The organism is Rathayibacter sp. AY1G1 (assembly GCF_002932095.1).
GTDB lineage: Bacteria > Actinomycetota > Actinomycetes > Actinomycetales > Microbacteriaceae > Rathayibacter.
The window spans coordinates 61,716-83,044 of the sequence record NZ_PSUZ01000017.1; the positions used below are offsets into that span (position 1 = coordinate 61,716).

Consider the following 21,329-nt stretch of genomic DNA (forward strand, 5'->3'; position numbering starts at 1 on the left):
GGCTACGAGAGTAGGCGACGAGTCTGGATCCGTCGTGCGGCCGCGCTCGGGGGCCCGGTTGCCCGCCCTCCCGGCCCCGGGAGCGGCGGCCGCCGGTACGGTGAACGGGTGACCAGAGCCCGAGCATGACCGCCTCCGCCGACCCCGCCGAGACGCGCCGCCGCGCGGTGCTCGTGGTGGCCGTCCTCGCCTCCTTCGTCGCCTTCCTCGACGGCACCGTCGTCAACGTCGCCCTGCCCGCCATCACCCGCGAGCTCGGCGGCGGGCTCGCGGTGCAGCAGTGGGTGGTCGACGGGTACCTGATCACGCTCGGCGCGCTGATCCTCGTGGCCGGCGCGCTCGCCGACCGCATCGGCCGGGCCCGCAGCATGACCATCGGCCTGATCGGCTTCGGCGTCACCTCGCTGCTGTGCGCGCTGGCCCCCACCGCCGAGGTCCTCATCGTGGCGCGGATGCTCCAGGGCGCCGCCGGCGCGATCCTCGTGCCCAGCTCGCTCGCCCTCATCATCGCGACCGTCCACGGCGCCGCGCAGGCCCGGACGATCGGCGCGTGGACGGCCTGGACCGGCACGGCGACGATCGCCGGGCCCGTGCTCGGCGGCCTGCTGGTGGACGCGGGCTCGTGGCGGTACGTCTTCGCGCTCAACCTGCTGCCGATCGCGGTGACGCTGGTCCTGCTGCGCAGGCTCGGCGCGGTCGACTCGGGGACCCGGGTGCCCATCGACGGCGTCGGCGCGGTGCTCGGGGTGATCGGCCTGGGAGGGCCGGTGTTCGCGCTGATCGAGCAGGAGCGGCTCGGGATCCAGCATCCGCTCGTGCTGACCGCCCTGATCGGGGGAGTCGCCGCCCTCGTCGCATTCGTCGTGTGGGAGCGGCGCGCGGCGCATCCGATGCTGCCGCTGTCGCTCTTCGCGTCGCGGAACTTCACCGTCGGCAACGTCTCGACGGCGTTCGTCTACGGCGCGCTCTCCTTCGGCTTCTTCGCGCTGGGCCTGTTCCTGCAGCAGACCCTGGGCTTCTCGGCGACCCTGGCCGGGCTCGCGACGCTCCCGCCGACGATCCTGCTGCTCCTGCTCTCGCAGATCTCCGGGTCGTTGTCGGCGCGGTTCGGCCCGCGGCTCTTCATGGGCGTCGGACCGCTGATCGCCGCGGCCGGGTTCCTCCTGCTCTCCTTCGTCGACGAGGGCGCCGACTACGCCACGCAGCTGATGCCGGGGATCCTCCTCTTCGGCTTCGGCCTCGCGGTGACGGTCGCCCCGCTGACCTCGACGATCCTCGGCGCGGTGGAGGACGGGCACAGCGGAGTCGGCTCCGCCGTGAACAACGCCGTCTCGCGCATCGCCGGGCTGGTCGCCATCGCCGCGACCTCGCTCGTGGTCGGCGACTCGCTCGATGTCGAGGGCTTCTCCCGTGCCGCCGTCGCGACCTCCGCCCTCCTGGTAGCCGGGGGCGTCGTCTCCCTCCTCGGCATCCGCAACCCGGCTCCCGCCGACCGCTGACGACTGCTCGGGGAGCGTCTCCGACCCCCGTCCGGGGTGCGGCGCTCCGTGTTCACGCGGTGTCCGCCGATCCTTCGACGGAACGTGGATGAAATAGTTGTCGCTACATGGAATACTGATCGACGTCGATGCGCTTGCATACATCGGACGGGGACGCTCTCCCCGCGACGACCGTCACACTCGAGGAGAAACCATGACCGACACCGTCACCATCCCCGGCTACAAGGCCGGCACCTGGGTCATCGACCCCACCCACAGCGAGGTCGCGTTCAGCGTCCGCCACCTGATGATCAGCAAGGTCAAGGGCAAGTTCGAGCGCTTCACCGCCACGTTCACCACCGGCGAGAACCCGCTCGACTCCAAGGTCGAGGCCACCGCCGAGGTCGCCTCCGTCAACACCAACGAGCCCAACCGCGACGGCCACCTCCGCACCGGCGACTTCTTCGAGGCCGAGAAGTACCCGGAGATCCACTTCGTCTCGACCGCCGTCCGCCCGAACGGCGACGACTTCCTCGTCGACGGCGAGCTCACCATCAAGGGCACCACCAAGCCCGTCACCTTCGAGGTGGAGTTCGGCGGCTTCGGCACCGACCCGTACGGCAACTACAAGGCCGGCCTCACCGCCAAGGCCACCATCGACCGCACCGACTTCGGTCTGACCTACAACGCGGCCCTCGAGACCGGTGGCGTGCTCATCGGCGAGAAGGTCACCATCACCCTCGACCTGCAGGCCGCCCACCAGGCGTAGTCCGAGCCGATCGACCGGAGCCGTCCCTCCCCCCGGGGAGCGGACGGCTCCGTCGTTCCCGGAGCCGGTCCGGGATCAGAGGATGCCGAGCTCCGTCAGCTGCTCGGAGATGCCCGCGCCGTCGGGCGCGAAGACCCAGGTCGTGCCGCTGGTCAGGGAGCGGTCCTCGGCCTTGGAGCGGCCTCCCGCGAGCACCGCCTCGCCGGTGGAGAGCTGGCGGATCGCGATCGCCGCGACCTTGTCGGGGTGCTCGTCCGCGAAGTCGGAGTAGATCTCCTCGTCGTGCTGCCCGTCGTCGCCGACCAGCAGCCAGCGCACGTCCGGGAACTCGGCCGCGAGTCGGCGGAGGTTCATCTCCTTGTGCTGCTTGCCGCTGCGGAACCAGCGGTCGTGCGTCGGGCCCCAGTCGGTCAAAAGGAGCGCTCCGGCCGGATACAGGTGCCGCGACAGGAAGCGGGTGAGCGCCGGGGCGACGTTCCACGCGCCGGTGGAGAGGTAGATGACCGGGGAGCCCTCGTACTGCCGGGCGAAGCGGTCGAGGAAGACCGCCATGCCGGGCGTGGGCATCCGGGCGTGCTCGTCGAGCACGAAGGTGTTCCAGGCGGCGACGAAGGGGCGGGGGAGCGCGGTGACCATCACCGTGTCGTCCACGTCCGACACGACGCCCAGCCGCGCCTCCGGACGCACGATGAAGACGGGCGCCTCGACGGGCTTCGAGCCCGCGGTCGAGAAGGTGATGGTGTGCCAGCCGGGCTCGAGCGTGATCGGGAGGTCCGCGTCGACGACTCCGCCGCGGTCGGCCGTCACCCGGTGGGTCTGCCCGTCGGCCTCGACGGTCACGACGGCCCCGCTCACGAAGACGCTGGTGAAGCTCCGCCAGCCGCGCACGCCCTCGACGGGGCGGACCTCCTCGACCCCGGGAGGGGTCGGCCGCGTGTAGAGGACGCGGGCCAGGACGCGCAGCTGCGTCGTCGAGCCGTAGCCGGTGTAGGGGATGACCCTCGGGACGTAGCCCTTGCGCTTCACGCGCCTCATCCGGAAGGAGTGGAGTCGGTCCTCGAGGCGGGCGGCGCGGTGCATGACCTCCGCCTTGCCTGCGCTCAGGGGCTTGCTCTCGGGCGTCAGCGGCATCCGCCCAGTCTGTCAGACCGGATGCCGGACCGCGGATCGCGCTCTCACGCGATCGTCAGGCTCCGGTGGGCTCGATCAGGTCGGGGCCGTTCGCCGAGACGGAGCCCACGGCTGCACCGACGCCGTGCACCTCGAGCTCCTCTGCCAGCTCGGCCGCACCCTCGGCGGCCGCGCGCAGCAGCTCGCCGTCCCCGGGGGACGCCGGGTCCAGCCAGTCCTCGATCAGCTCCGGCTGCAGCAGCACGGGCATCCGCTCGTGCACCTCGGCGAGCGGCCCGGCGGAGGGGCGGGTGAGGACCGTCGCCGAGAGCAGCCACGGAGAGCCCGGCTGGGCCGAGCGCCACCACTCGTAGAGACCGGCGAAGAGGAGGAGCGAGCCCTCGCCCGGCGAGACGTAGACGGGGGCCTTCGCCCCGTCCGCGCCGACCCGCCACTCGTACCAGCCCGAGGCGGGCACGATCGCGCGCCGGGAGGCGTAGGACTCGCGGAACGACGGCTTCTCGGCGACGGACTCGATCCGCGCGTTGAACAGCGGCGGCCCCGCGGACGGGTCGGCAGCGGAGCGGGGCACCAGGCCCCAGCGGGCTCCGGCGAGCCGGCGCCGCGGCGGGCTGCCCTCCTCGACCCCCTTCATCGACTCCGCGACGACGGCGATCCGCTGTGTCGGCGCGATGTTCCAGGACGGCTCCGGAAGGTCGGCGCCCGGCTCGTCGATGTCGAAGAGCGCCACCAGGTCGGCGGTGGTCTGCGAGAGGACGAAGCGTCCGCACATGGTTTCTCCCGGGTGGATCGGACCCGCGGAGCCGTCGCCCTTCCGGGGGCGCGAAACACGAGGGACTTTCGATGAGACGACCCCGACCGGCGGTCGCCGTGCGTACGATTGTAGGAACCACGACCGAAGGAGCCCGCCGTGCCTCTTGGAAACCTCGTCGATCGACCGTTCGGTGAATCGTCCCAGGTCCGCAACGAGCCGGTGCAGGTGCGCAGCGCCGCCCGTCTCGCCTCGCTGCTCGACGCGGCGGCCGCCGTCGTCGACGAGGTCGGCTTCGACCGCCTGACCACGGCGATGGTCGCCGAGCGCGCGGGAGCCGCGATCGGCACGGTCTACCGCTACTTCCCGGACCGCATCGCCGTCCTCCAGGCGCTGCGCGAGCGGGCCCTCGAGCGCTTCCGCCGCCGCGTCATCACCGAGATCCGCGACACCCACCCGGGCAACTGGTGGGGCGCGGTCGACTGCGCGATCGACGCCTTCTGCGAGATGCACCGCAACGAGCCGGGCTTCCGCTCCATCCGCTTCGTCGACACGATCCACGCCCCCGAGGTCGCGGGCGAGGCGTTCGAGGCCGGCTTCTTCGCCCGCCGCTTCGCCGAGATCCTCGCGTCCGAGTACGGCCTCCCGGGCGGCGCGCAGCTGTCCTTCCGCCTCGAGGTGACCATCGAGGTCGCGGACGCGCTGCTCACGCGCGCGTTCCTCATCGACCCCAACGGCGACCAGCGCTTCATCGACGAGAGCCGCTCGCTGCTGCGCCACTACATGACCTCGCACTACGGAGCCGTCGAGGAGTCCTGACCGGCTAGGACTGTCAAGGCCCTAGTCGCTCCCGGAACATCCCGCAACACTTCGCGGTCCGGGTTGGCAGGCGGCTGCTATTGGTGTTTTCCTTGCCGCCTGGCCCCGTTCGGGGCCGCGGGCCGTGCAACGGCCGGACGCGCGGAGCGAGAGCGGGCACAGTCGTGGACCAGGGACAGATCGGCGCGCACACCGCCGGACGGCGGGCGGCCTCGTGATCGAGTTCCGCAACGTCAGCAAGCAGTACCCGGACGGCACGCGGGCGGTCGACGACTTCTCGCTCGTGCTGCCCTCCCGGCAGACGACCGTCTTCGTCGGCTCCTCGGGCTGCGGGAAGACCACGATCCTCCGCATGATCAACCGGATGATCGAGCCGACCTCCGGCACCATCGAGATCGACGGCGAGGACATCTCGTCCCTGCCCGCCGTCGCGCTCCGCCGCCGCATCGGCTACGTGATGCAGAACTCCGGCCTCCTGCCGCACCGCAAGGTCATCGACAACATCGCGACCGTGCCACGGCTGAACGGGGTCGCCAAGAAGCAGGCGCACGCCCGCGCGCTCAAGCTGATGGACACGGTCGGACTGGACCGTGCGCTCGCCGCCCGGTACCCCAGCCAGCTCTCCGGCGGCCAGCAGCAGCGCGTCGGCGTGGCGCGCGGCCTCGCGGTCGACCCGAACATCCTGCTGATGGACGAGCCGTTCGGCGCGGTCGACCCTCTCGTGCGCGCCGACCTGCAGCGCGAGACCCTGCGACTCCAGGACGAGCTCGACAAGACCGTGGTCTTCGTCACCCACGACATCGACGAGGCGTTCCTCCTCGGCGACCAGGTCGTCATCCTCGAGAAGGGCGGCCGGATCGCGCAGAAGGGCTCGCCCGCCGAGATCCTGGCGAACCCCGCGAGCGAGTTCGTCGCCGGCTTCGTCGGTGCCGACCGCGGCAAGCGCTCGCTCCGGATCGAGGAGCGCGACGGCGCCCGCATCGTGGTCGACGGCGACGGGCGTCCGACCGGAGTGCTGCGCGCGCAGGACGGCCCCGCCGCGTGAACTGGGTCGTCAACAACACGGACGCGATCGTCGCGAACCTGCTGGCGCACCTGGCCCTGTCGGTCCCGCCGATCCTGCTCAGCTTCCTCGTCTCGCTGCCGTTCGGCTGGTTCGCGAACCGCTACCGCTGGAGCCGCGGCACCCTGCTGACTGGGCTCGGCGTGCTCTACGCCATCCCCTCGCTGGCCATGTTCATCCTGCTGCCGGTCCTGCTGGGCATCCCGCTCCGCTCGACCGCCAACGTGATCACGGGCCTCACCCTCTACGGCGTCGCGCTGATGGTCCGCACCACCTCGGACGCACTGGGCGCGGTGTCGGACGACGTCCGCCAGTCGGCGACCGCGATGGGCTACTCCGGCTGGGCGCGCTTCTGGCGGGTCGAGTTCCCGCTGGCCGGCCCGGTCCTGCTCTCGGGCCTGCGCGTGGTCACGGTCAGCACGGTCAGCCTGGTGACGGTCGGCGCGGTGCTCGGGATCCAGAGCCTCGGCCTGCTCTTCACCGACGGCTTCCAGCGCGGCATCACCGGTGAGATCGTCACGGGCATCGTCCTCACGATCGTCCTCGCGCTGGTGCTCGACGGACTGCTAGTGCTGATCGGCCGTCTCCTCATGCCCTGGACGGCTCTGGACCGCACGCGCCGCTCGCGCAGACCGGTCGCGGTCGAGAGGGCGGTGACGTCGTGAACCTCATCGCCGAGGCCTTCGCCTGGATCGCCGACCCCGCGCATTGGACCGGGGTCTACGCGATCCCGACCCGTGTCGCCCAGCACGTCGGCATCAGCCTGCTGGTGCTCGTGATCGCGGCCGCGATCGCGATCCCGATCGGCTACCTGATCGGGCACACCGGGCGCGGCAAGGGCATAGCCGTGCCGGTCGCAGGCGGCCTGCGCGCCCTGCCGACGCTGGGCGTGCTCGTCCTCGCGGCGATGAGCCTGGGGCTCGGCCTCGGCGCTCCGGTGATCGCCCTCGTCGTGCTCGCGATCCCGTCGGTGCTCGCCGGCGCGTACTCCGGGCTCGAGGCGGTGGACCGCCGCACGGTCGACGCGGCGCGCTCGATGGGCATGACCGAGTGGCAGATCCTGACGAAGGTCGAGATCCCGCTGGGGCTGCCGCTGCTGATCGGCGGGCTCCGCTCGGCGGCGCTGCAGATCATCGCGACCGCCACGCTCGCGGACTACATCGGCGCCGGCGGCCTCGGGCAGTACATCTTCCGCGGAGTGAAGTCGGGGGACTACCCGCAGATGCTCGCCGGCTCGATCCTGGTGATCGTGCTGACGCTCCTCAGCGAGATCCTCTTCGCCCTCCTCCAGCGGCTCGCCGTGCCGCGCGGAGTCGTGCTCGGCCTGGCCGGCACCGCCGGCCGCACAGGTTCCCGCGCCTCGTCGCCCCGACGACGCGCGGTGATGGGAATCCCCATCGAAGAAGGGAAATAGCAATGTTCACAGCACATTTCACGAAGGGCCGTGTCGCGCTCAGCGCACTCGCGGTCGGTGCCGTCGTGGCACTGGCAGGGTGTTCCTCGAGCGATCCGCTCGATGAGGGATCGGGTGCGACTGCGGGCAGCGAGACCATCGTGGTCGGCTCGCAGGACTACTACTCGAACGAGATCCTCGCCGAGATCTACGCGCAGGCGCTGGAGAACGACGGCTTCACCGTCGACCGCCAGCTGCGCATCGGCCAGCGCGAGATCTACCTGCCCGAGATCGAGAGCGGATCCATCGACGTCTTCCCGGAGTACGACGGCAGCCTCCTGCAGGCGCTCGAGCCCGACGCGACGGCCACCACCGCCGACGACGTGTACTCCGCGCTCGGCGACGCGCTGCCCGACGGCCTCCGCGCCCTCGACGCCGCCGAGGCCAGCGACCAGAACTCGTACACCGTCACCCAGGCCTTCGCCGACAAGTGGGACCTGACCGACATCGCGTCGCTCAAGAACGTCACCGACCCGATCGTGGTCGGCGGCAACTCCGAGCTGCAGACGCGCCCCTACGGGCCCGACACCCTGCAGTCGAAGTACGGCATCACGACCACCTTCCAGGCGATCGAGGACAGCGGCGGATCGACCACCGTCGACGCGCTCACCAGCGACCAGATCCAGCTGGCGAACGTCTACACGGCCGACCCGAACATCCAGAAGAACGACCTCGTCGCTCTCGAGGACCCGGACGGACTGTTCGTGGCCGACAACGTCGTGCCGATCGTCTCGAGCAAGATCACGGACGACGCGGCCGAGGTGCTGAACGCGGTCAGCGCGAAGCTCACGGCGGACGACCTCGTCGCCCTCAACTCCGAGAGCGTCAACGAGCAGAAGTCCGCGTCCGCGATCGCGGGCGAGTGGCTGAAGTCGGCGGGACTCGTCGACTGATCCTCCCCGGATCCACGCCCGGAGGCGCGTCACTCGTCGAGGTGACGCGCCTCCGCTCTGTTCAGGAGCTTCTTCCCGAGGAGCACGAGCAGGGCGAAGACGACGATGACGCCCACGAAGACGTAGCCGGCGCCGTGCAGGCTCTCCGAGAGCTCCCGGTAGCTGCCCGCCGCGGCCGCGCCGACGCCGACGTAGGCGGACGACCAGAGCACGCACGCCGGGATCGTCCAGGCCATGAAGGTCCGGTAGCGCATCCCGCTCATCCCCACCGTCAGCGGGATCAGCGAGTGCAGCACCGGCAGGAATCGCGAGAGGAACACGGCGAACCCGCCGCGCCGCGCGAGGTAGCGCTCGGCCTTCAGCCAGTTCTTCTCGCCGAGCCGGCGTCCCAGGCGCGACGCGCGGATCCGCGGCCCGAACCAGCGGCCGAGGTAGAAGCCGACGGACTCGCCGCAGAGGGCGCCGATGACGACCGTGACGGCCAGCGCCGCGAACTGCAGCGGGCTGGTCACGCCGGTCGCGCTGACGATCACGATCGTGTCGCCGGGGACGACGAGGCCCGCCAGGATCGTGGTCTCGAAGAAAATCGCGAGTCCGGCGAGGAGCGTCCGCCAGACCGGGGGGACGCTGACGACGAAGTCCAGGATCCCGGTGAGGGTGTCGTTCACCGGGCGCCCTCGCCCGCCGGGGACTCGATCGGGGGCTGGGGCCGACGGCGGCTCCGGATGCTCGGCATGGCTCGATCGTAGGGGCGCACGGCTGGGCGGCGGCAGGGCTGCGCCCGGGAGGCCGGTGGACGCCGGGCGGTCAGGGGACGGCGACGAGCGCGGAGGCCGCCGGGCCGGTGCCGTTCGCCGTGACCGCCTGCGCCGAGAGGGTGTAGCTGCGGCCCGGGACCAGCTTCGTGAAGGTCTGCGAGCGCTTGGTCGCGGCGACCACGGCGCTCCAGGCTCCGGCTCCGCTCGTGTCGGACCCGTCGCGCGACACCCGGTAGCCGGTGACCGCCGAGCCACCGGTCCCCGCGGGGGGCGACCACGCGAGCGTCGCCGTGCCGTCCGAACCCGCCGTGGCGGTGACGGCGGTCGGAGCGCCGGGGAGCCCGGCGGCGACGAGGGTCGCCGTCAGCGTGGTGCTGCTCCCGGGAGTGACGACGCTGTGCGAGGCGGCGCCGCCGTCCGACCAGGACGAGAACCGGTAGGCCGTGCCCGACGCGTCGGTCTGGTCCGGGACCTCCAGCTGGAGGGCCGAGCCCGCCCACGAGACGACGGTCGTGCCTCCGGCGACCTCGGTGCCGTTGACGACGACCGTCCGGCCGGCGGGAGCGGTGGCCAGGGTGACGGAGACCTTCTGCGGGGAGAACGTCCGCGTCGCCGTCGTCGACACTCCGCTCGAGTCCGTCGCCGTGACGCTGATCAGGAGGTCGCTGTCCGCGGCGGCGGCGAGGTCCTCCGGGCCGGGGGCGACGAAGGAGAGGTCGTTCCCCGTCAGCGGCCCGAGGAAGGGATGCGTGTGCTGAGCGTGGCGGCGCTGGACGGTCCAGGTGAGCGCCGAGGCGGGCAGGGCGCCGTCCTCGGCGTCGGTCGCCGTGGCGCGGAGGCCGTAGCTCCGGCCGGTGACGAACACCCCTCCGTCGGCGGGTGCGGTGATGCTCACCGTCGGGGCACTGTCGCCCGAGGTGATCCTCGTCGTCGCGGGGGCGGAGACGGCTCCCTTCGGACCGCGGACGCGGAGGGACGCGGTCCAGCTGCCGGCGGCGTAGCTGTGGGTGAAGGTCGGGCCGGTCGTGATGCGGTCGGGGGTGCCGTCGCCGAACGACCACAGGTAGGTCAGGGCACCGCCCTCCGGGTCGCTGCTGCCCGAGCCGTTCAGCCGCGCGGCGAGAGGAGCCGCGCCGGAGGAGGGGGCGGCGGTGAGAGCCGCGGTCGGGGCGCGGTTCGCCGCGGCGGTGTAGGCGAGGCGCCGGACCTCGCCGCCGTTCGCGTAGCTGGTGTAGAAGAGGTCCTGGGTCCCGCGCGAGGGACCGAAGGCCATGGCGACGGCGCTGCTGCCGCCGAGGCCGGTCACGAGGTCGCCGGCCGCGCCGGTGCGGCCGAGGGTCCGGATCTTCCCGCACACGTAGTCGCCGAAGAGGTACGCGCCGTCGTAGGCGGCCGGCCAGACGCCGCGGGGGACGTAGGCGCCGCCCGTGATCGAGGCGCAGCCGCTGCTGTGCGCGTAGTCGTGGACCGGGTCGGAGAGCCCGGCGGGCGCCACGGCTCCGCAGTTCGAGGCCGAGCCGGTCTTCGCGCAGTGGCCCTCACGGGTGTTCCAGCCGTAGTCGGCGCCGGCGACGCCCTGGTCGATCTCCTCCCAGGCGTCCTGGCCCACGTCGTTGATGCGGAAGACGGTGCCGGTCGCGTTCGGGTCGAAGGCCATCCGGAACGGATTGCGCAGGCCGCTCGCGAACGTCTCGCGGCAGCGCACGCCCGCGGCGGCCGGGGCGAGCCGGCAGGAGGCGGTCCCGGTGCCCAGGTAGGGGTTGCCGGCCGGGACGCCGCCGGTGAGGGTGATCCGGAGGATCTTGCCGTTCAGGATGTTCGGGTCGCGGGCGGCGTCGTTCCGGCCGCCGCAGCCGCTGCCGCCCGGCGAGCCGACTCCGCCGCGGTAGTCGCAGCCGCCGTCGCCGACGCTGACGTAGAGCAGGCCGTCCTTGCCGATGGCGAGGTCGCCGCCGTTGTGGTTGCTCGCGGGGGAGTAGATGCCGTCGAGGAGGACGCGCTCGGAGGCCGGGTCGATGCGGTCGTCGGTGCCGAGCTGGAACGAGGAGACGCGGTTGCGCGGGGCTCCCGCGGGGTTCACCGTGCCGCCGGCGTTGGTCGGGCAGGAGGAGTCGGAGCCCTTCGCGGTGTAGTAGACGACGACGGTGCGCGAGCCCGGTGCCGGGTCGACCGCGAGGCCGAGCACGCCGCGCTCGCCGTTGGCGCAGACCTTCGAGCGCAGGTCGAGGGCCGGGGTGGCGACCAGGCCGCCGGCGCGGATCACCCGGATCGCGCCGGTCTGCGAGGAGACGAGGGTGCGTCCGTCGGTCGTGAAGGCGAGGGCGGTCGGCGCGGGGACGGCCGCCACCCGCGAGTCGGTGAAGCCGGCGGGCACGACGGGAGCGGCGGACGCCGGACCCGCGGGCCCGGCGACGAGCGCGGCGGCCGTGATCGCCAGGACGGTGAGCAGGGCGAGACCACGGGGGCGGATCCTCGAGCGGGGCATCGGTGACTCCGAGACGGTCGGCGCTGCTGAGCGAGCGGCGGTCTGCGGCGGTGCAGAGGGCGCTGTCGGCGATGACGTGGGGCCAGGATAGGCGCGCGCGACGGAGGGGCCGTGTCCCCCTTCAGGGTCAACACTGGGGGCTCCGGGCGCGGTGTCCCCGGGCCGCTCACGTCGCGCGGGGCTGCTGTGCGGCGGCCCGCCGGCTCACTCCAGAGCGGGCAGGACCACCGCGCGGACCGCCTCCGAGAACCGGGCGTAGCCGGCCTCGTCGAAGTGCAGGCCGTCGTCGACGAAGAGGGAGGGGTCGACAGAGCCGTCGGAGGTGACGAGCGCGTCGGCGGTGGGGACGAAGGTGACGCGGCCGTCCGTCTCGGCGTAGGCGCTGACCGCGGTGTTGGCGGCGCGGACCTCGGCGCCGACGGAGGCGCGGGCGGGCGTCTCCGCGATCTCGACGTAGAACAGCTCGGCGTCGGGGGCGACCTCCTCCACGCGCTGGAGGTACTCGACGACGGCGCCGGCGGTCTGGGCGCCGGTGCGCGAGCCCTCCTCGCCGCTGATGTCGTTCGCTCCCACGTACACGATCACGGCGCGGGGATCGAAGGGGGCGACCATGCGGTCCAGCCACGCGAGGTGATCGGCGACGGTCGTGCCGCCGATCCCGATGTTGTAGGTCTCGAGCGGGCGCAGGTCCTCCTTGGAGGTCGTCCAGCGGCCGATCGTGGAGCTGCCCGTGAGGACGATGCTGTGCTGCGGGAACCCGGCGGCGAAGCGCCTCTCGAGACCGGCGACGCGCTCGGCCATGTCGACGGAGGAGGTGGGGCCGGGGTCGGGGGAGCTCGCGGCCGGAGCGCCCGCTCCTCCGCTCCGCGAGGCGAGCGAGAGGGCGATGGCCGCACCGGCGAGGACCAGCAGCGCGACCAGGAGGTGGAGGCGGATGCGGCGGGGGTCGGGGGCGGAGCCCGGGGGCGTCGCTCGAGTCATGGCTCGATCCTCGGGCATCGGCGGGGGCGCGTCGTCCACGAGGAGGCCGTCCGAGGACCCGCGCACCCGGTGGCCGTCTCTCCGTCACCGGATCGCCGTGATCAAATACGTGCAGAACATCACAGAGGATGCACAGCCGTGCGACACTTGCACATCGCCATCGCCATCGTCGCCGCCGGCCGACTTCCGATGGACGATCACGACGAGGACTCATGGCACGCGCACGCATCACCTGGGTGGACACGGCGAAGGGCATCGCGATCATCCTGGTCGCCCTGGCCCACTCCGTGCAGTGGACCACGACGGCCGGGATCGCCCCCGACTCGTGGAACGAGATCAACCTCCTCCTCATCACCTTCCGGATGCCGCTGTTCTTCCTCGCCTCGGGGCTGTTCGCCGGCTCCGTGCTCACCCGGTCGTGGCCGGAGCTCTGGCGTTCGCGGCTGAGCCTGCTGGTCTGGGCCTTCCTGCTCTGGTCCGTGGTGCGGTTCCTCTTCTTCCTGGTGGTGCCCAACCCGGGCGGCACCGATGAGTCCGATCCGCTCGCGCTGCTCCTCCAGCCGGTGATGCCGCACAACGGGCTCTGGTTCCTCTACGCGCTCACGATCTTCTTCGTGGCCGCCAAGCTCGCGCAGGGCCGGATCGACTGGCGGGTGCAGATCGGCATCGCGACCGCGATCGCCGTGGTCTGGTACGCCGTCCGCTCCAGCACCTCCGAGGGCACCGGGAACATCGCCTGGGACGGCATGGCCCGCTACCTGATGTTCTTCCTGCTCGGCCTCTACCTGCGGAACGCGGTGATCGCGTTCGTGGAGCGCCGCGGGATCCTCAGCGGAGTCGGCTTCGGCGTGCTGTTCCTCGTGCTCGCCGGCGTGATCCTCGCCGTCCGCGCCCGCTTCCCGCTGCTGACGATCGGGCTGGTCCTGGTGAGCGTGCTGGCGGTCCTCGCCGGGCTCGTGGTCGCCCGCTTCCTCTCGAACCGGCGCGGCGCGGGCTGGATCACCTTCATCGGCCGCAACACGCTCCCGGTGTACGTGGTGCACGTCCTCTTCGTCTCGCTCGCCACGAGCACCCTGCTGCTCTTCGACGGCGAGCGCTGGCTCGACGTCATCGGACCGGTCGTGCCGCTCCTGGTCTGCGGGATCGGCGTCGCGGCGGCGCTGGGCTACTGGCGCCTCACCCGCGACCTGCCCGTGCTGAAGTACGGCTTCCAGGCGCCTGCCTGGTTCTCCGGCTCCCGCTCGCGCGTCGACGCCGGCTGACCGCGGGGCGCCCGCCGACGGCACATCGGCATCGGCTCCGGGAGTCTCTTCACCGGGCGAGTCCGTCGATGGCGTCGCGCAGTGAACGGATTCCCAGAGCCGATCTCGCGGATGTGCGCCTGGGAATCCGCTGAAGGCCCGTGAGAGGAAGTCTCAGCGCTCCGTCGCCCGCCTGATCGCTCGGCGTCGAGAGGCCGGCGGCGGCTGGTCCGACGGAGGCGAGCCCCGCTCGGCAGTCGCCGCGCGGTGGACTCCCTCGACGTCGAGAGGGACTGTCTCGACGTCGAGCGACCGGTCGGCGGGAGCGCTCGGAGGGGCGTCCGGGGCCACCCCGGAAAGGGTGCCGCCAGGAGCTCGCGGAAGGCCGCACATCCGCCCCAGTACTGGGATCGGAGGCCGTCGGACCCCTTCCGCCGACCTACTCTCGGAGCTGTGAACGAACTCCTGGACCCGCTCCTGCTGTCGAGATGGCAGTTCGGTCTGACGACGATCTACCACTTCCTGTTCGTGCCGCTCACGATCGGCATGGCGCTCACCGTCGCGATCTTCCAGACCTGCTGGGTGCGCACCGGGAAGGTGCACTACCTGCAGCTGACGAAGTTCTTCGGGAAGCTCTTCCTGATCAACTTCGCGATGGGCGTCGTGACCGGGATCGTCCAGGAGTTCCAGTTCGGGATGAACTGGAGCGACTACTCCCGCTTCGTCGGCGACGTCTTCGGGGCCCCGCTGGCGTTCGAGGGCCTGCTCGCCTTCTTCCTCGAGGCGACCTTCATCGGCCTCTGGATCTTCGGCTGGGACAAGCTGCCCGAGAAGCTGCACCTGGCCACCATCTGGCTGACCACGCTCGGCACCACGCTCTCGGCCTACTTCATCATCGCCGCGAACGCGTTCATGCAGAACCCGGTCGGCTTCCGCATCAACGAGACCAAGGGCCGCGCGGAGCTCACCGACATCTGGGCGCTCCTCACCAACAAGGTCGCTCTCGCCGCGTTCCCGCACACGATCTTCGCCTGCTTCATGGTCTCGGCCGCCGTCATCATCAGCGTCGCGGCCTACCACCTCTCGCGGAACCAGCACCTCGAGACCATGCGCCCCGCGCTGAGGTTCGGCGCCTGGATGATGCTCGTCAGCGGCGGCCTGACCCTGTTCACCGGCGACTCGCTCGGCCTCGCGATGGTCGACACGCAGCCGATGAAGATGGCGGCCGCGGAGGCGCTCTACAGGACCTCCACGGGCGTCGACGCCTCCTTCTCCGTCTTCACCTGGGGCACGCCGGACGGCTCGAGCGAGCTGTTCTCGATCCGCATCCCCTACCTGCTCTCCTTCCTCTCGACGCACACCTTCACCGGCACGGTCGAAGGCATCAACGACCTACAGGCGCAGTACACCCAGGTCTACGGACCCGGCGACTACACGCCGATCATCTGGGTCACCTACTGGTCGTTCCGCTGGATGATGGCCCTCGGCGTCCTGGCCATCGGCATCGCCGCGGCCGGCCTCTGGTTCACCCGGAAGGGCCGCGAGCCGAAGCAGTGGATGTGGAAGGTCGCGATCTGGGCCGCCCCGCTGCCGCTGATGGCGATGATCGTGGGCTGGGTCTTCACCGAGATGGGCCGCCAGCCGTGGCTCGTGTTCGGACTGCTGAAGACCGCCGACGGAGTCTCGCCCGGAGTGAGCGGCCTCGAGGTCCTGATCTCGCTGCTCGCCTTCACCGCGATCTACGGCACGCTCGCCGTGGTCGAGTTCCGCCTGATCAAGCGGGCCGCGCAGGCCGGCCCCGACGACGCTCCCGAGGTCGACGAGGAGAGCGGTCGCCCGCAGCTCGTCGGCACCGTCTACTAGGAGGCACCCCTCATGGATCTCGCCGTTCTCTGGTTCTGGATCGTCGCGTTCTTCTTCATCGGCTACTTCGTCCTCGACGGGTTCGACTTCGGCGTCGGCATGTCGCTCCCGTTCCTCGGGCGCGACGACACCGACCGCCGCGTGCTGATCAACACGATCGGCCCGGTGTGGGACCTGAACGAGACGTGGGTGATCGTCGCCGGCGCCGCCCTGTTCGCCGCGTTCCCGGAGTGGTACGCCACGCTCTTCAGCGGGTTCTACCTGCCGCTTCTGCTCATCCTGCTCGCGCTGATCGCCCGCGGCGTCTCGTTCGAGTACCGGCACCAGCGTCCGGAGGCGCAGTGGAAGCGGCGCTTCGACACGATGATCGTCGTCGGCTCCGCGGTGCCCGCCTTCCTCTGGGGCGTGGCCTTCGCGAACATCGTGCAGGGCGTCCCGATGGACGCCGACCACAACTTCACCGGCACCGTCCTGGACCTGCTGAACCCCTACGCGCTCCTGGGCGGAGCGACGACCCTCCTGCTCTTCTTCACGCACGGAGTCGTCTTCGTCGCCCTGAAGACGGAGGGGGGGATCCGCGAGCGTGCGCGCCGCCTGGCGACCCGCGCGGGGCTGCTCACCGTGGTCGTCGCCGCGGTCTTCCTGGCCTGGACCAACCTCGGCCAGGGGAGCACCGCCTCCTGGGCGCTCTCGGCGGGCGCGGCCGCGACCCTCGTCGGCGGCTGGCTCGCGATCACGCGAGGCCGGGAGGGACGCGCCTTCGCGCTGCTGGCCGGCACCATCGCGCTCGCCGTGCTCGCCCTCTTCGCGACGCTGTTCCCCGCGGTGATGCCGGCCTCGAACGTCCCCGCCTACGGGCTGACGATCGAGAACGCCTCCAGCACGCCCTATACGCTGACGGTCATGAGTTGGACCGCCCTGGTGTTCGTGCCGCTCATCGTCGGCTACCAGGCCTGGACCTACTGGATCTTCCGCAAGCGCATCAGCCGCGCGCACATCCCGGTCGACGCCCACTGACGTGAAGCCCCTCGATCCGCGCCTGCTCCGCTACGCCCGGGCGGCCCGCGTGTTCCTCCTGCTCGGCGGGGCGCTCGCGCTGGCCAGGACCCTGGCGATCGTCGCCTTCGCGTGGCTCGTGGCGCAGCTGGTGGCCGCTGCGGTCGACGGGAGGGGCGCCGACGATCTCGCGCCGCTGCTGGCCGCCCTGCTCGCGGTCGTCGCGGCGCGGGCGGCTCTCGCCTGGGCGACCGAGGTGAACGCGGTGCGCGGAGGAGCAGGAGCGAAGGCGCAGCTGCGGCAGGCGGTCCTCGCCGCACTGGTCGAGCTCGGCCCGGCGGGCCGCTCCGAAGGGGGCTCGGGCGGGGTCGTCGCGCTGCTGGGCGGCGGACTGGACTCCCTCGACGGCTACTTCGCCCGCTACCTCCCGCAGCTGATCGCCACCGCGGTGGCGACGCCGCTCCTGACACTCGTGGTCTTCCTCGCCGATCCGCTCAGCGCGGTGTTCCTGGTGGTGACCCTGCCGCTCATCCCGGTGTTCATGGTGCTGATCGGCTGGGCGACCCAGGCCGTGCAGGCGCGGCAGTGGGAGCGGCTGCAGGCGCTCGCGTCCGGCTTCGTCGACACCGTCGGCGGCCTCGCAACACTCAAGATCTTCGGGCGGGCCGAGCGGCAGGCGACGCGGATCCGCGCGCTGACCGAGGACTACCGCGTGCACACGATGAAGGTGCTGCGGGTGACCTTCGTCAGCGGCTTCGTGCTGGAGCTCGCCGGCTCGCTCTCGGTCGCACTGGTCGCCGTCTCGATCGGGCTGCGGCTCGTCGACGGCTCGCTGGGGCTGGCCGTCGGGCTGTTCGTCCTGGTGCTGGCGCCGGACGTGTTCCTGCCGGTGCGCCAGGTCGGTGCCGAGTTCCATGCGGCGGCGGACGGGGTGCAGGCGGCGGACCGCGCCTTCGCCGTCCTCGAGCGCGCGGCGGCCCTGCCCGCTCGCGGGAAGGCCCCGGCGGCGACGGGGGCGCTCGAGCTGCGGGGTCTCGCGGTCGACGACGGACGCGGGCGGACGCTCGCTCCTGTCGACGCGGTGCTACCCGTCGGGTCGATCACCGTGGTGACCGGGCCCAGCGGGTCCGGGAAGTCGACGCTGATCGCCGCGCTCGCGGGCTTCGTGCCCTTCTCGGGCACGCTGCTGCTCGGCGGGTCGCCGGTCGCGGATCTGCGGTCGACGCTCGCCTGGGCGGGCCAGCGGCCCGACCTTCTCCCGGGGAGCGTCGCCTCCGCCGTCGGGCTCGGAGCACTCTCGCCGGACCCCGAGCGCGTGCGGCGGGCCCTGGCGATCGCCGCGGTCGACGTGGACCCCGAGCGTCGGCTCGACGCCGAGGGGACGGGCCTCTCGGGCGGGCAGAGCGCCCGTGTCGCCGTCGCCCGCGCTGTGCACCGCCTGCTCGAGCGCGGGTGCGCGGTGCTGGCCCTGGACGAGCCGACCGCCGCCCTCGACGAGGAGTCCGAGCGGGCGCTGCTCGCCGGACTCCGGACGCTGGCGGAGAGCGGGACGATCGTCGTCGTCGCCAGCCACCGGCCGGCGACCGTCGCGGCGGCCGACGCCGTGATCGCCCTGGCGCCGGCGGGGGCGGTCGCGAGGTGAACCGCTCCGACGTCCTCCGCGCCGCGATGCCCGGGCCGCGCCGCTTCCTGCCGGGTCTGTCCTTCGGGCTGCTCTCCTCCTCGGCCGTCGTGGCGCTGCTGGCCTGCTCGGCCTGGCTGATCGTCCGCGCGGCCGAGCAGCCGCCGATCCTGTTCCTCTCCATGGCCGTCGTGGGCGTGCGGGCGTTCGCGCTGGCGCGGGCCTTCTTCCGCTACCTCGAGCGGCTGACCGGCCACGACGCCGCCTTCCGCGCGCTCGCGGAGCTCCGGGCGGGCGTCTACGAGCGCCTGGTGCCGGTCGCGCCGGACGGGCTGGGCCGCGTGCGCCGCGGCGACCTGGTCTCCCGGGTGGTGGCGGACGTCGACGCCCAGCAGGACGTGCCGCTGCGCGTCGTGCAGCCGCTGGTCGTCGCGGCACTGGTCGCTGCGGTCTCCGTGGTCGGCGTCTGGCTGCTGCTGCCGGCGATGGGCGCCGTGCTGCTGGCGCTGCTCGTCCTCGCCTTCGCCGGCGGGGCTCTGGGCGCCGGCCGGCTCTCCGCGCAGGCGGACCGCGAGCTGGCGCCGCTGCGCGGGGAGCTCGCCGAGCGCCTCAACCTGCTGGTCACCCGCCTCGACGTGCTCATCGCCTTCGATGCGGCGAGCGACGCTCTGGCGGACGTGGCACGCGCGGAGGAGTCGCTCGCCCGGGCGGCGCGTCGACGGGCGGCCTCCACCGGACTGGCCGCGGCCGTCCTCGCCCTCTGCTCGGGCGGTGCGGTCTGGGCGGGCCTCGTGCTCGGGATCCCGGTGATCGGCGACCTCGGCGGTCCGGCGCTGGGAGTCGTCGCGCTCGTGCCGCTCGCGGTCTTCGAGGTCGCCGCCGCCGCGCCGCTCGCCGTGCAGGCGGCGCGCACCGCGCTCTCGAGCGCTCAGCGCCTGGCCGATCTGGACGCCGAGGCGGCGTCGCCGGCGCTCGCGACCGACGCGGACGTGGACCCGGATGCCCCGGCTCCCCGGGGCGCCGGCATCGTCCTGCGCGACCTGTCGGTGAGCTGGCCCGGCGCGCACACGCCCGCGCTGCGGGGCGTCTCGCTCGACCTGCCGGAGGGTGCGCGCGTCCTCGTCACCGGCGGCAGCGGGTCCGGGAAGACCACGCTCGCGCACGCTCTGGTGCGCTTCCTCGACCACTCCGGCAGCTACCTCCTGGGCGGAGTCGAGGCGCGCACGCTGCCGCAGGCGGAGGTGCGGAAGCGGGTCGGGCTCGTGGAGCAGCAGCCGTACCTCTTCGACGACACGATCCGGCAGAACCTCCTCTTCGCGCGGCCCGAGGCCGATGGCGCCGTGCTCGAGGCGGTGCTCGAGCGGGTCGGGCTCGGGCCCTGGGTCGCTGCACGCGGCGGGCTCGACGCGCGGGTGGGGGAGCGGGGCTCGCTCGTCTCGGGCGGTCAGGCTCAGCGGATCGCCCTCGCACGCGCACTCCTGGCCGATTTCCGCGTCCTGGTGCTGGACGAGCCGACGGCGTCGGTGGACGCTCCCGTGGCCGACGCCCTGCTCGGGGATCTGCTCCGCGCCGCCGAGGGGCGGACGGTGGTCCTGATCGCGCACCGGGTCGATCCGGGCCTGGAGTTCGACACGCGGATCCGGGTGGCGGACGGCACGGCGGCTCAGGAGTACCGGGCCGCCTGAGCAGGCGTCCGGCTCCGCGGGGCGGTCGGTCCGAGCGGCCGTTCAGCCGTGCTCCGTCGGGACCGAGGCCCGCGCCAGGGCGGCCGCGCGCGCCAGGCGCCCGCCCTCCGCCTCCCAGCGGTCGAGGACCGCGTCCGCCCGGGTCCGCGCCGCACCAAGCAGCCCTGCCAGGAGCGGAGCGACGACGTCGCGGGCCAGCGGGTCGCTCAGCTCGTCCACGCGGGAGTCGCGGACGAAGCCCTCGAGCCGGGTGAGGTCGGAGCCGCGCAGCCACTCGGCTCGGGACTGCAGCAGCACGACGGCCGCCAGCCGCGGCTCGAACACCGCCGGCTCCCACAGCTCGGAGGAGAGGGCGGTCACGTCGTCGTGCTCGAGCGAGCGGAACTTCCTCAGCGCGTCGCGGACGGTGCCGCGGACCGCCCCGACCGAGGCGCCCGTCGAGTCGAGCCCTGCTCCCAGGCGCTCGCGCACGTCCTGCGCGCGCCAGACGTCGCCCTCGTACTCCAGGGCCGAGCGGATGAAGTCGCCGGGGTCGCTCACCCCTCCATCATGCGTCGCGCGTCAGCCCCGGCTGGCCCAGACGGCCCGTCCGATGCCGTCGTACTCGACGAGGCGGCCGTCGTCCTGCAGCACGAGGCGGTAGGGCGCGACGACGCCGCTCTGGCCGATGCCGAAGGAGATCCTCGGGAACCGCAGCCAGAGGATCCGGGAGTCGGCCACGTCGAGCCGGCCCTCGGAGCTCATCGAGAAGGCGGCACCGGAGGCGGAGGAGGTGTTCGTCGCCCAGTCCGCGCCGTTCGGCCCGTAGACGACGAAGTTGCCGTCGCGCTGCATCTCAGCCCGCCACTGCCCGCTCGCCGAGGTCAGCCGCGTGCCCGCGACGACGAGGCCGCTCGGGGAGAGCGAGTCGCGCACGACGAGCGCGGCACTGCTCCAGAGGACGCCGGAGTCGTCCGCGATCCGGAGATCGCCCTCGCGGAGGACCATCGTGGCGCCCGGCTCGCCGGACGTGTCCGAGGCCCACACGGGCGCGCCGTCCGCGGTGTAGACCACGGCGTTCCCGTCGTCCTGCATCCGGAGTACGTTGCCCCGGCCGCGGGTGCCGCTCGCCCAGAGAGCCCCGCCCTGTCCGTAGACGACGAGGTTGCCGTCCGCCTGCATGACCGCCGTGGTGCCTCCCTGAGTGGCGAGCCGGTTCCCCGCGTAGAGGGTGCTGCCACGGCGGAGGGTGTCGGTGCGCGGCTCGTCGATCCGGCCGCCGATGCTGCTGGCCCACGCGGCCGAGCCGCTGCGGCGGTAGATGACGAGATTGCCGTCGTCCTGCATCCGCAGCTCGCCGCCG

At 72.4% G+C, this 21,329-nt stretch carries 19 protein-coding genes; 12 read left to right on the forward strand and 7 right to left on the reverse strand.

Features of this window, described 5'->3' with window-relative positions:
- Positions 1 to 125: 125 nt before the first annotated feature.
- Together C5C36_RS10975 and C5C36_RS10980 are read left to right on the forward strand one after the other, a co-directional pair.
- Positions 126 to 1,499, forward strand: coding sequence for a DHA2 family efflux MFS transporter permease subunit (locus tag C5C36_RS10975; protein WP_104309748.1), 1,374 nt, complete (start codon positions 126 to 128; stop codon positions 1,497 to 1,499).
- 193 nt (positions 1,500 to 1,692) lie between these two features.
- The gene (locus C5C36_RS10980; protein ID WP_104223105.1) at positions 1,693 to 2,247 is read left to right on the forward strand and encodes a YceI family protein; all 555 of its coding nucleotides are present in this window, start codon (positions 1,693 to 1,695) and stop codon (positions 2,245 to 2,247) included.
- Between the two features lie 75 nt (positions 2,248 to 2,322).
- On the opposite strand, the gene C5C36_RS10985 is transcribed toward C5C36_RS10980, so the two are convergent.
- Together C5C36_RS10985 and C5C36_RS10990 are read right to left on the reverse strand one after the other, a co-directional pair.
- Entirely contained in the window at positions 2,323 to 3,378 is a 1,056-nt protein-coding gene (locus C5C36_RS10985; RefSeq protein ID WP_244229442.1) for an App1 family protein, read from the reverse strand.
- A 55-nt stretch (positions 3,379 to 3,433) separates the two neighbouring features.
- Positions 3,434 to 4,150 (reverse strand): SOS response-associated peptidase, encoded by a 717-nt coding sequence (locus C5C36_RS10990; RefSeq protein ID WP_104223106.1) that lies wholly within the window; start codon positions 4,148 to 4,150, stop codon positions 3,434 to 3,436.
- 138 nt (positions 4,151 to 4,288) lie between these two features.
- Between C5C36_RS10990 and C5C36_RS10995 the strand changes: the two genes are divergently transcribed.
- From C5C36_RS10995 to C5C36_RS11015, 5 genes are all read left to right on the forward strand, one after another.
- The gene (locus C5C36_RS10995) at positions 4,289 to 4,948 is read left to right on the forward strand and encodes a TetR/AcrR family transcriptional regulator (protein WP_104223107.1); all 660 of its coding nucleotides are present in this window, start codon (positions 4,289 to 4,291) and stop codon (positions 4,946 to 4,948) included.
- 214 nt (positions 4,949 to 5,162) lie between these two features.
- Positions 5,163 to 5,993, forward strand: coding sequence for an ABC transporter ATP-binding protein (locus tag C5C36_RS11000; RefSeq protein ID WP_104223108.1), 831 nt, complete (start codon positions 5,163 to 5,165; stop codon positions 5,991 to 5,993).
- Positions 5,990 to 6,676: an ABC transporter permease gene (locus C5C36_RS11005; protein ID WP_104223109.1), complete on the forward strand. Its 687-nt coding sequence runs from the start codon at positions 5,990 to 5,992 to the stop codon at positions 6,674 to 6,676. The genes C5C36_RS11000 and C5C36_RS11005 overlap by 4 nt, the downstream gene beginning before the upstream one ends.
- Complete coding sequence (locus C5C36_RS11010; protein ID WP_104223110.1) at positions 6,673 to 7,425, forward strand: ABC transporter permease; 753 nt, start codon at positions 6,673 to 6,675, stop codon at positions 7,423 to 7,425. The genes C5C36_RS11005 and C5C36_RS11010 overlap by 4 nt, the downstream gene beginning before the upstream one ends.
- A 2-nt stretch (positions 7,426 to 7,427) precedes the next feature.
- On the forward strand, positions 7,428 to 8,357 hold the full coding sequence (locus C5C36_RS11015) for an ABC transporter substrate-binding protein (RefSeq protein WP_104223111.1): 930 nt from the start codon (positions 7,428 to 7,430) through the stop codon (positions 8,355 to 8,357).
- A gap of 29 nt (positions 8,358 to 8,386) precedes the next feature.
- Here C5C36_RS11015 and C5C36_RS11020 read toward each other — a convergent pair whose 3' ends face one another.
- The 3 genes from C5C36_RS11020 to C5C36_RS11030 all read right to left on the reverse strand — a co-directional run bounded on the left by C5C36_RS11020 (position 8,387) and on the right by C5C36_RS11030 (position 12,581).
- On the reverse strand, positions 8,387 to 9,025 hold the full coding sequence (locus C5C36_RS11020; RefSeq protein ID WP_104223112.1) for a DedA family protein: 639 nt from the start codon (positions 9,023 to 9,025) through the stop codon (positions 8,387 to 8,389).
- Between the two features lie 139 nt (positions 9,026 to 9,164).
- Complete coding sequence (locus C5C36_RS11025; protein ID WP_104309749.1) at positions 9,165 to 11,600, reverse strand: PQQ-dependent sugar dehydrogenase; 2,436 nt, start codon at positions 11,598 to 11,600, stop codon at positions 9,165 to 9,167.
- Positions 11,601 to 11,804: 204 nt separating this feature from the next.
- The gene (locus C5C36_RS11030; RefSeq protein ID WP_181133806.1) at positions 11,805 to 12,581 is read right to left on the reverse strand and encodes a GDSL-type esterase/lipase family protein; all 777 of its coding nucleotides are present in this window, start codon (positions 12,579 to 12,581) and stop codon (positions 11,805 to 11,807) included.
- Between the two features lie 212 nt (positions 12,582 to 12,793).
- On the opposite strand from C5C36_RS11030, the gene C5C36_RS11035 reads away from it, so the two are divergent.
- The 5 genes from C5C36_RS11035 (at position 12,794) to cydC (ending at position 19,987) form a co-directional block, all read left to right on the forward strand.
- Positions 12,794 to 13,843, forward strand: a complete 1,050-nt coding sequence (locus C5C36_RS11035; protein WP_181131414.1) for an acyltransferase family protein — start codon at positions 12,794 to 12,796, stop codon at positions 13,841 to 13,843.
- Positions 13,844 to 14,275: 432 nt separating this feature from the next.
- Positions 14,276 to 15,685: a cytochrome ubiquinol oxidase subunit I gene (locus C5C36_RS11040; RefSeq protein WP_104261744.1), complete on the forward strand. Its 1,410-nt coding sequence runs from the start codon at positions 14,276 to 14,278 to the stop codon at positions 15,683 to 15,685.
- A gap of 12 nt (positions 15,686 to 15,697) precedes the next feature.
- Complete coding sequence (gene cydB, locus C5C36_RS11045; RefSeq protein WP_104223117.1) at positions 15,698 to 16,702, forward strand: cytochrome d ubiquinol oxidase subunit II; 1,005 nt, start codon at positions 15,698 to 15,700, stop codon at positions 16,700 to 16,702.
- A 1-nt stretch (position 16,703) separates the two neighbouring features.
- Positions 16,704 to 18,323: a thiol reductant ABC exporter subunit CydD gene (cydD, locus tag C5C36_RS11050; protein ID WP_104309751.1), complete on the forward strand. Its 1,620-nt coding sequence runs from the start codon at positions 16,704 to 16,706 to the stop codon at positions 18,321 to 18,323.
- Entirely contained in the window at positions 18,320 to 19,987 is a 1,668-nt protein-coding gene (gene cydC / locus C5C36_RS11055; RefSeq protein ID WP_104309752.1) for a thiol reductant ABC exporter subunit CydC, read from the forward strand. Before cydD ends, cydC begins: the two co-directional genes overlap by 4 nt.
- Before the next feature lie 42 nt (positions 19,988 to 20,029).
- Here cydC and C5C36_RS11060 read toward each other — a convergent pair whose 3' ends face one another.
- Together C5C36_RS11060 and C5C36_RS11065 are read right to left on the reverse strand one after the other, a co-directional pair.
- The gene (locus C5C36_RS11060; protein ID WP_104261741.1) at positions 20,030 to 20,527 is read right to left on the reverse strand and encodes a DNA alkylation repair protein; all 498 of its coding nucleotides are present in this window, start codon (positions 20,525 to 20,527) and stop codon (positions 20,030 to 20,032) included.
- Between the two features lie 21 nt (positions 20,528 to 20,548).
- Positions 20,549 to 21,329: hypothetical protein (locus C5C36_RS11065; RefSeq protein WP_219814896.1), on the reverse strand; the 781-nt coding region annotated here is incomplete at its 5' end.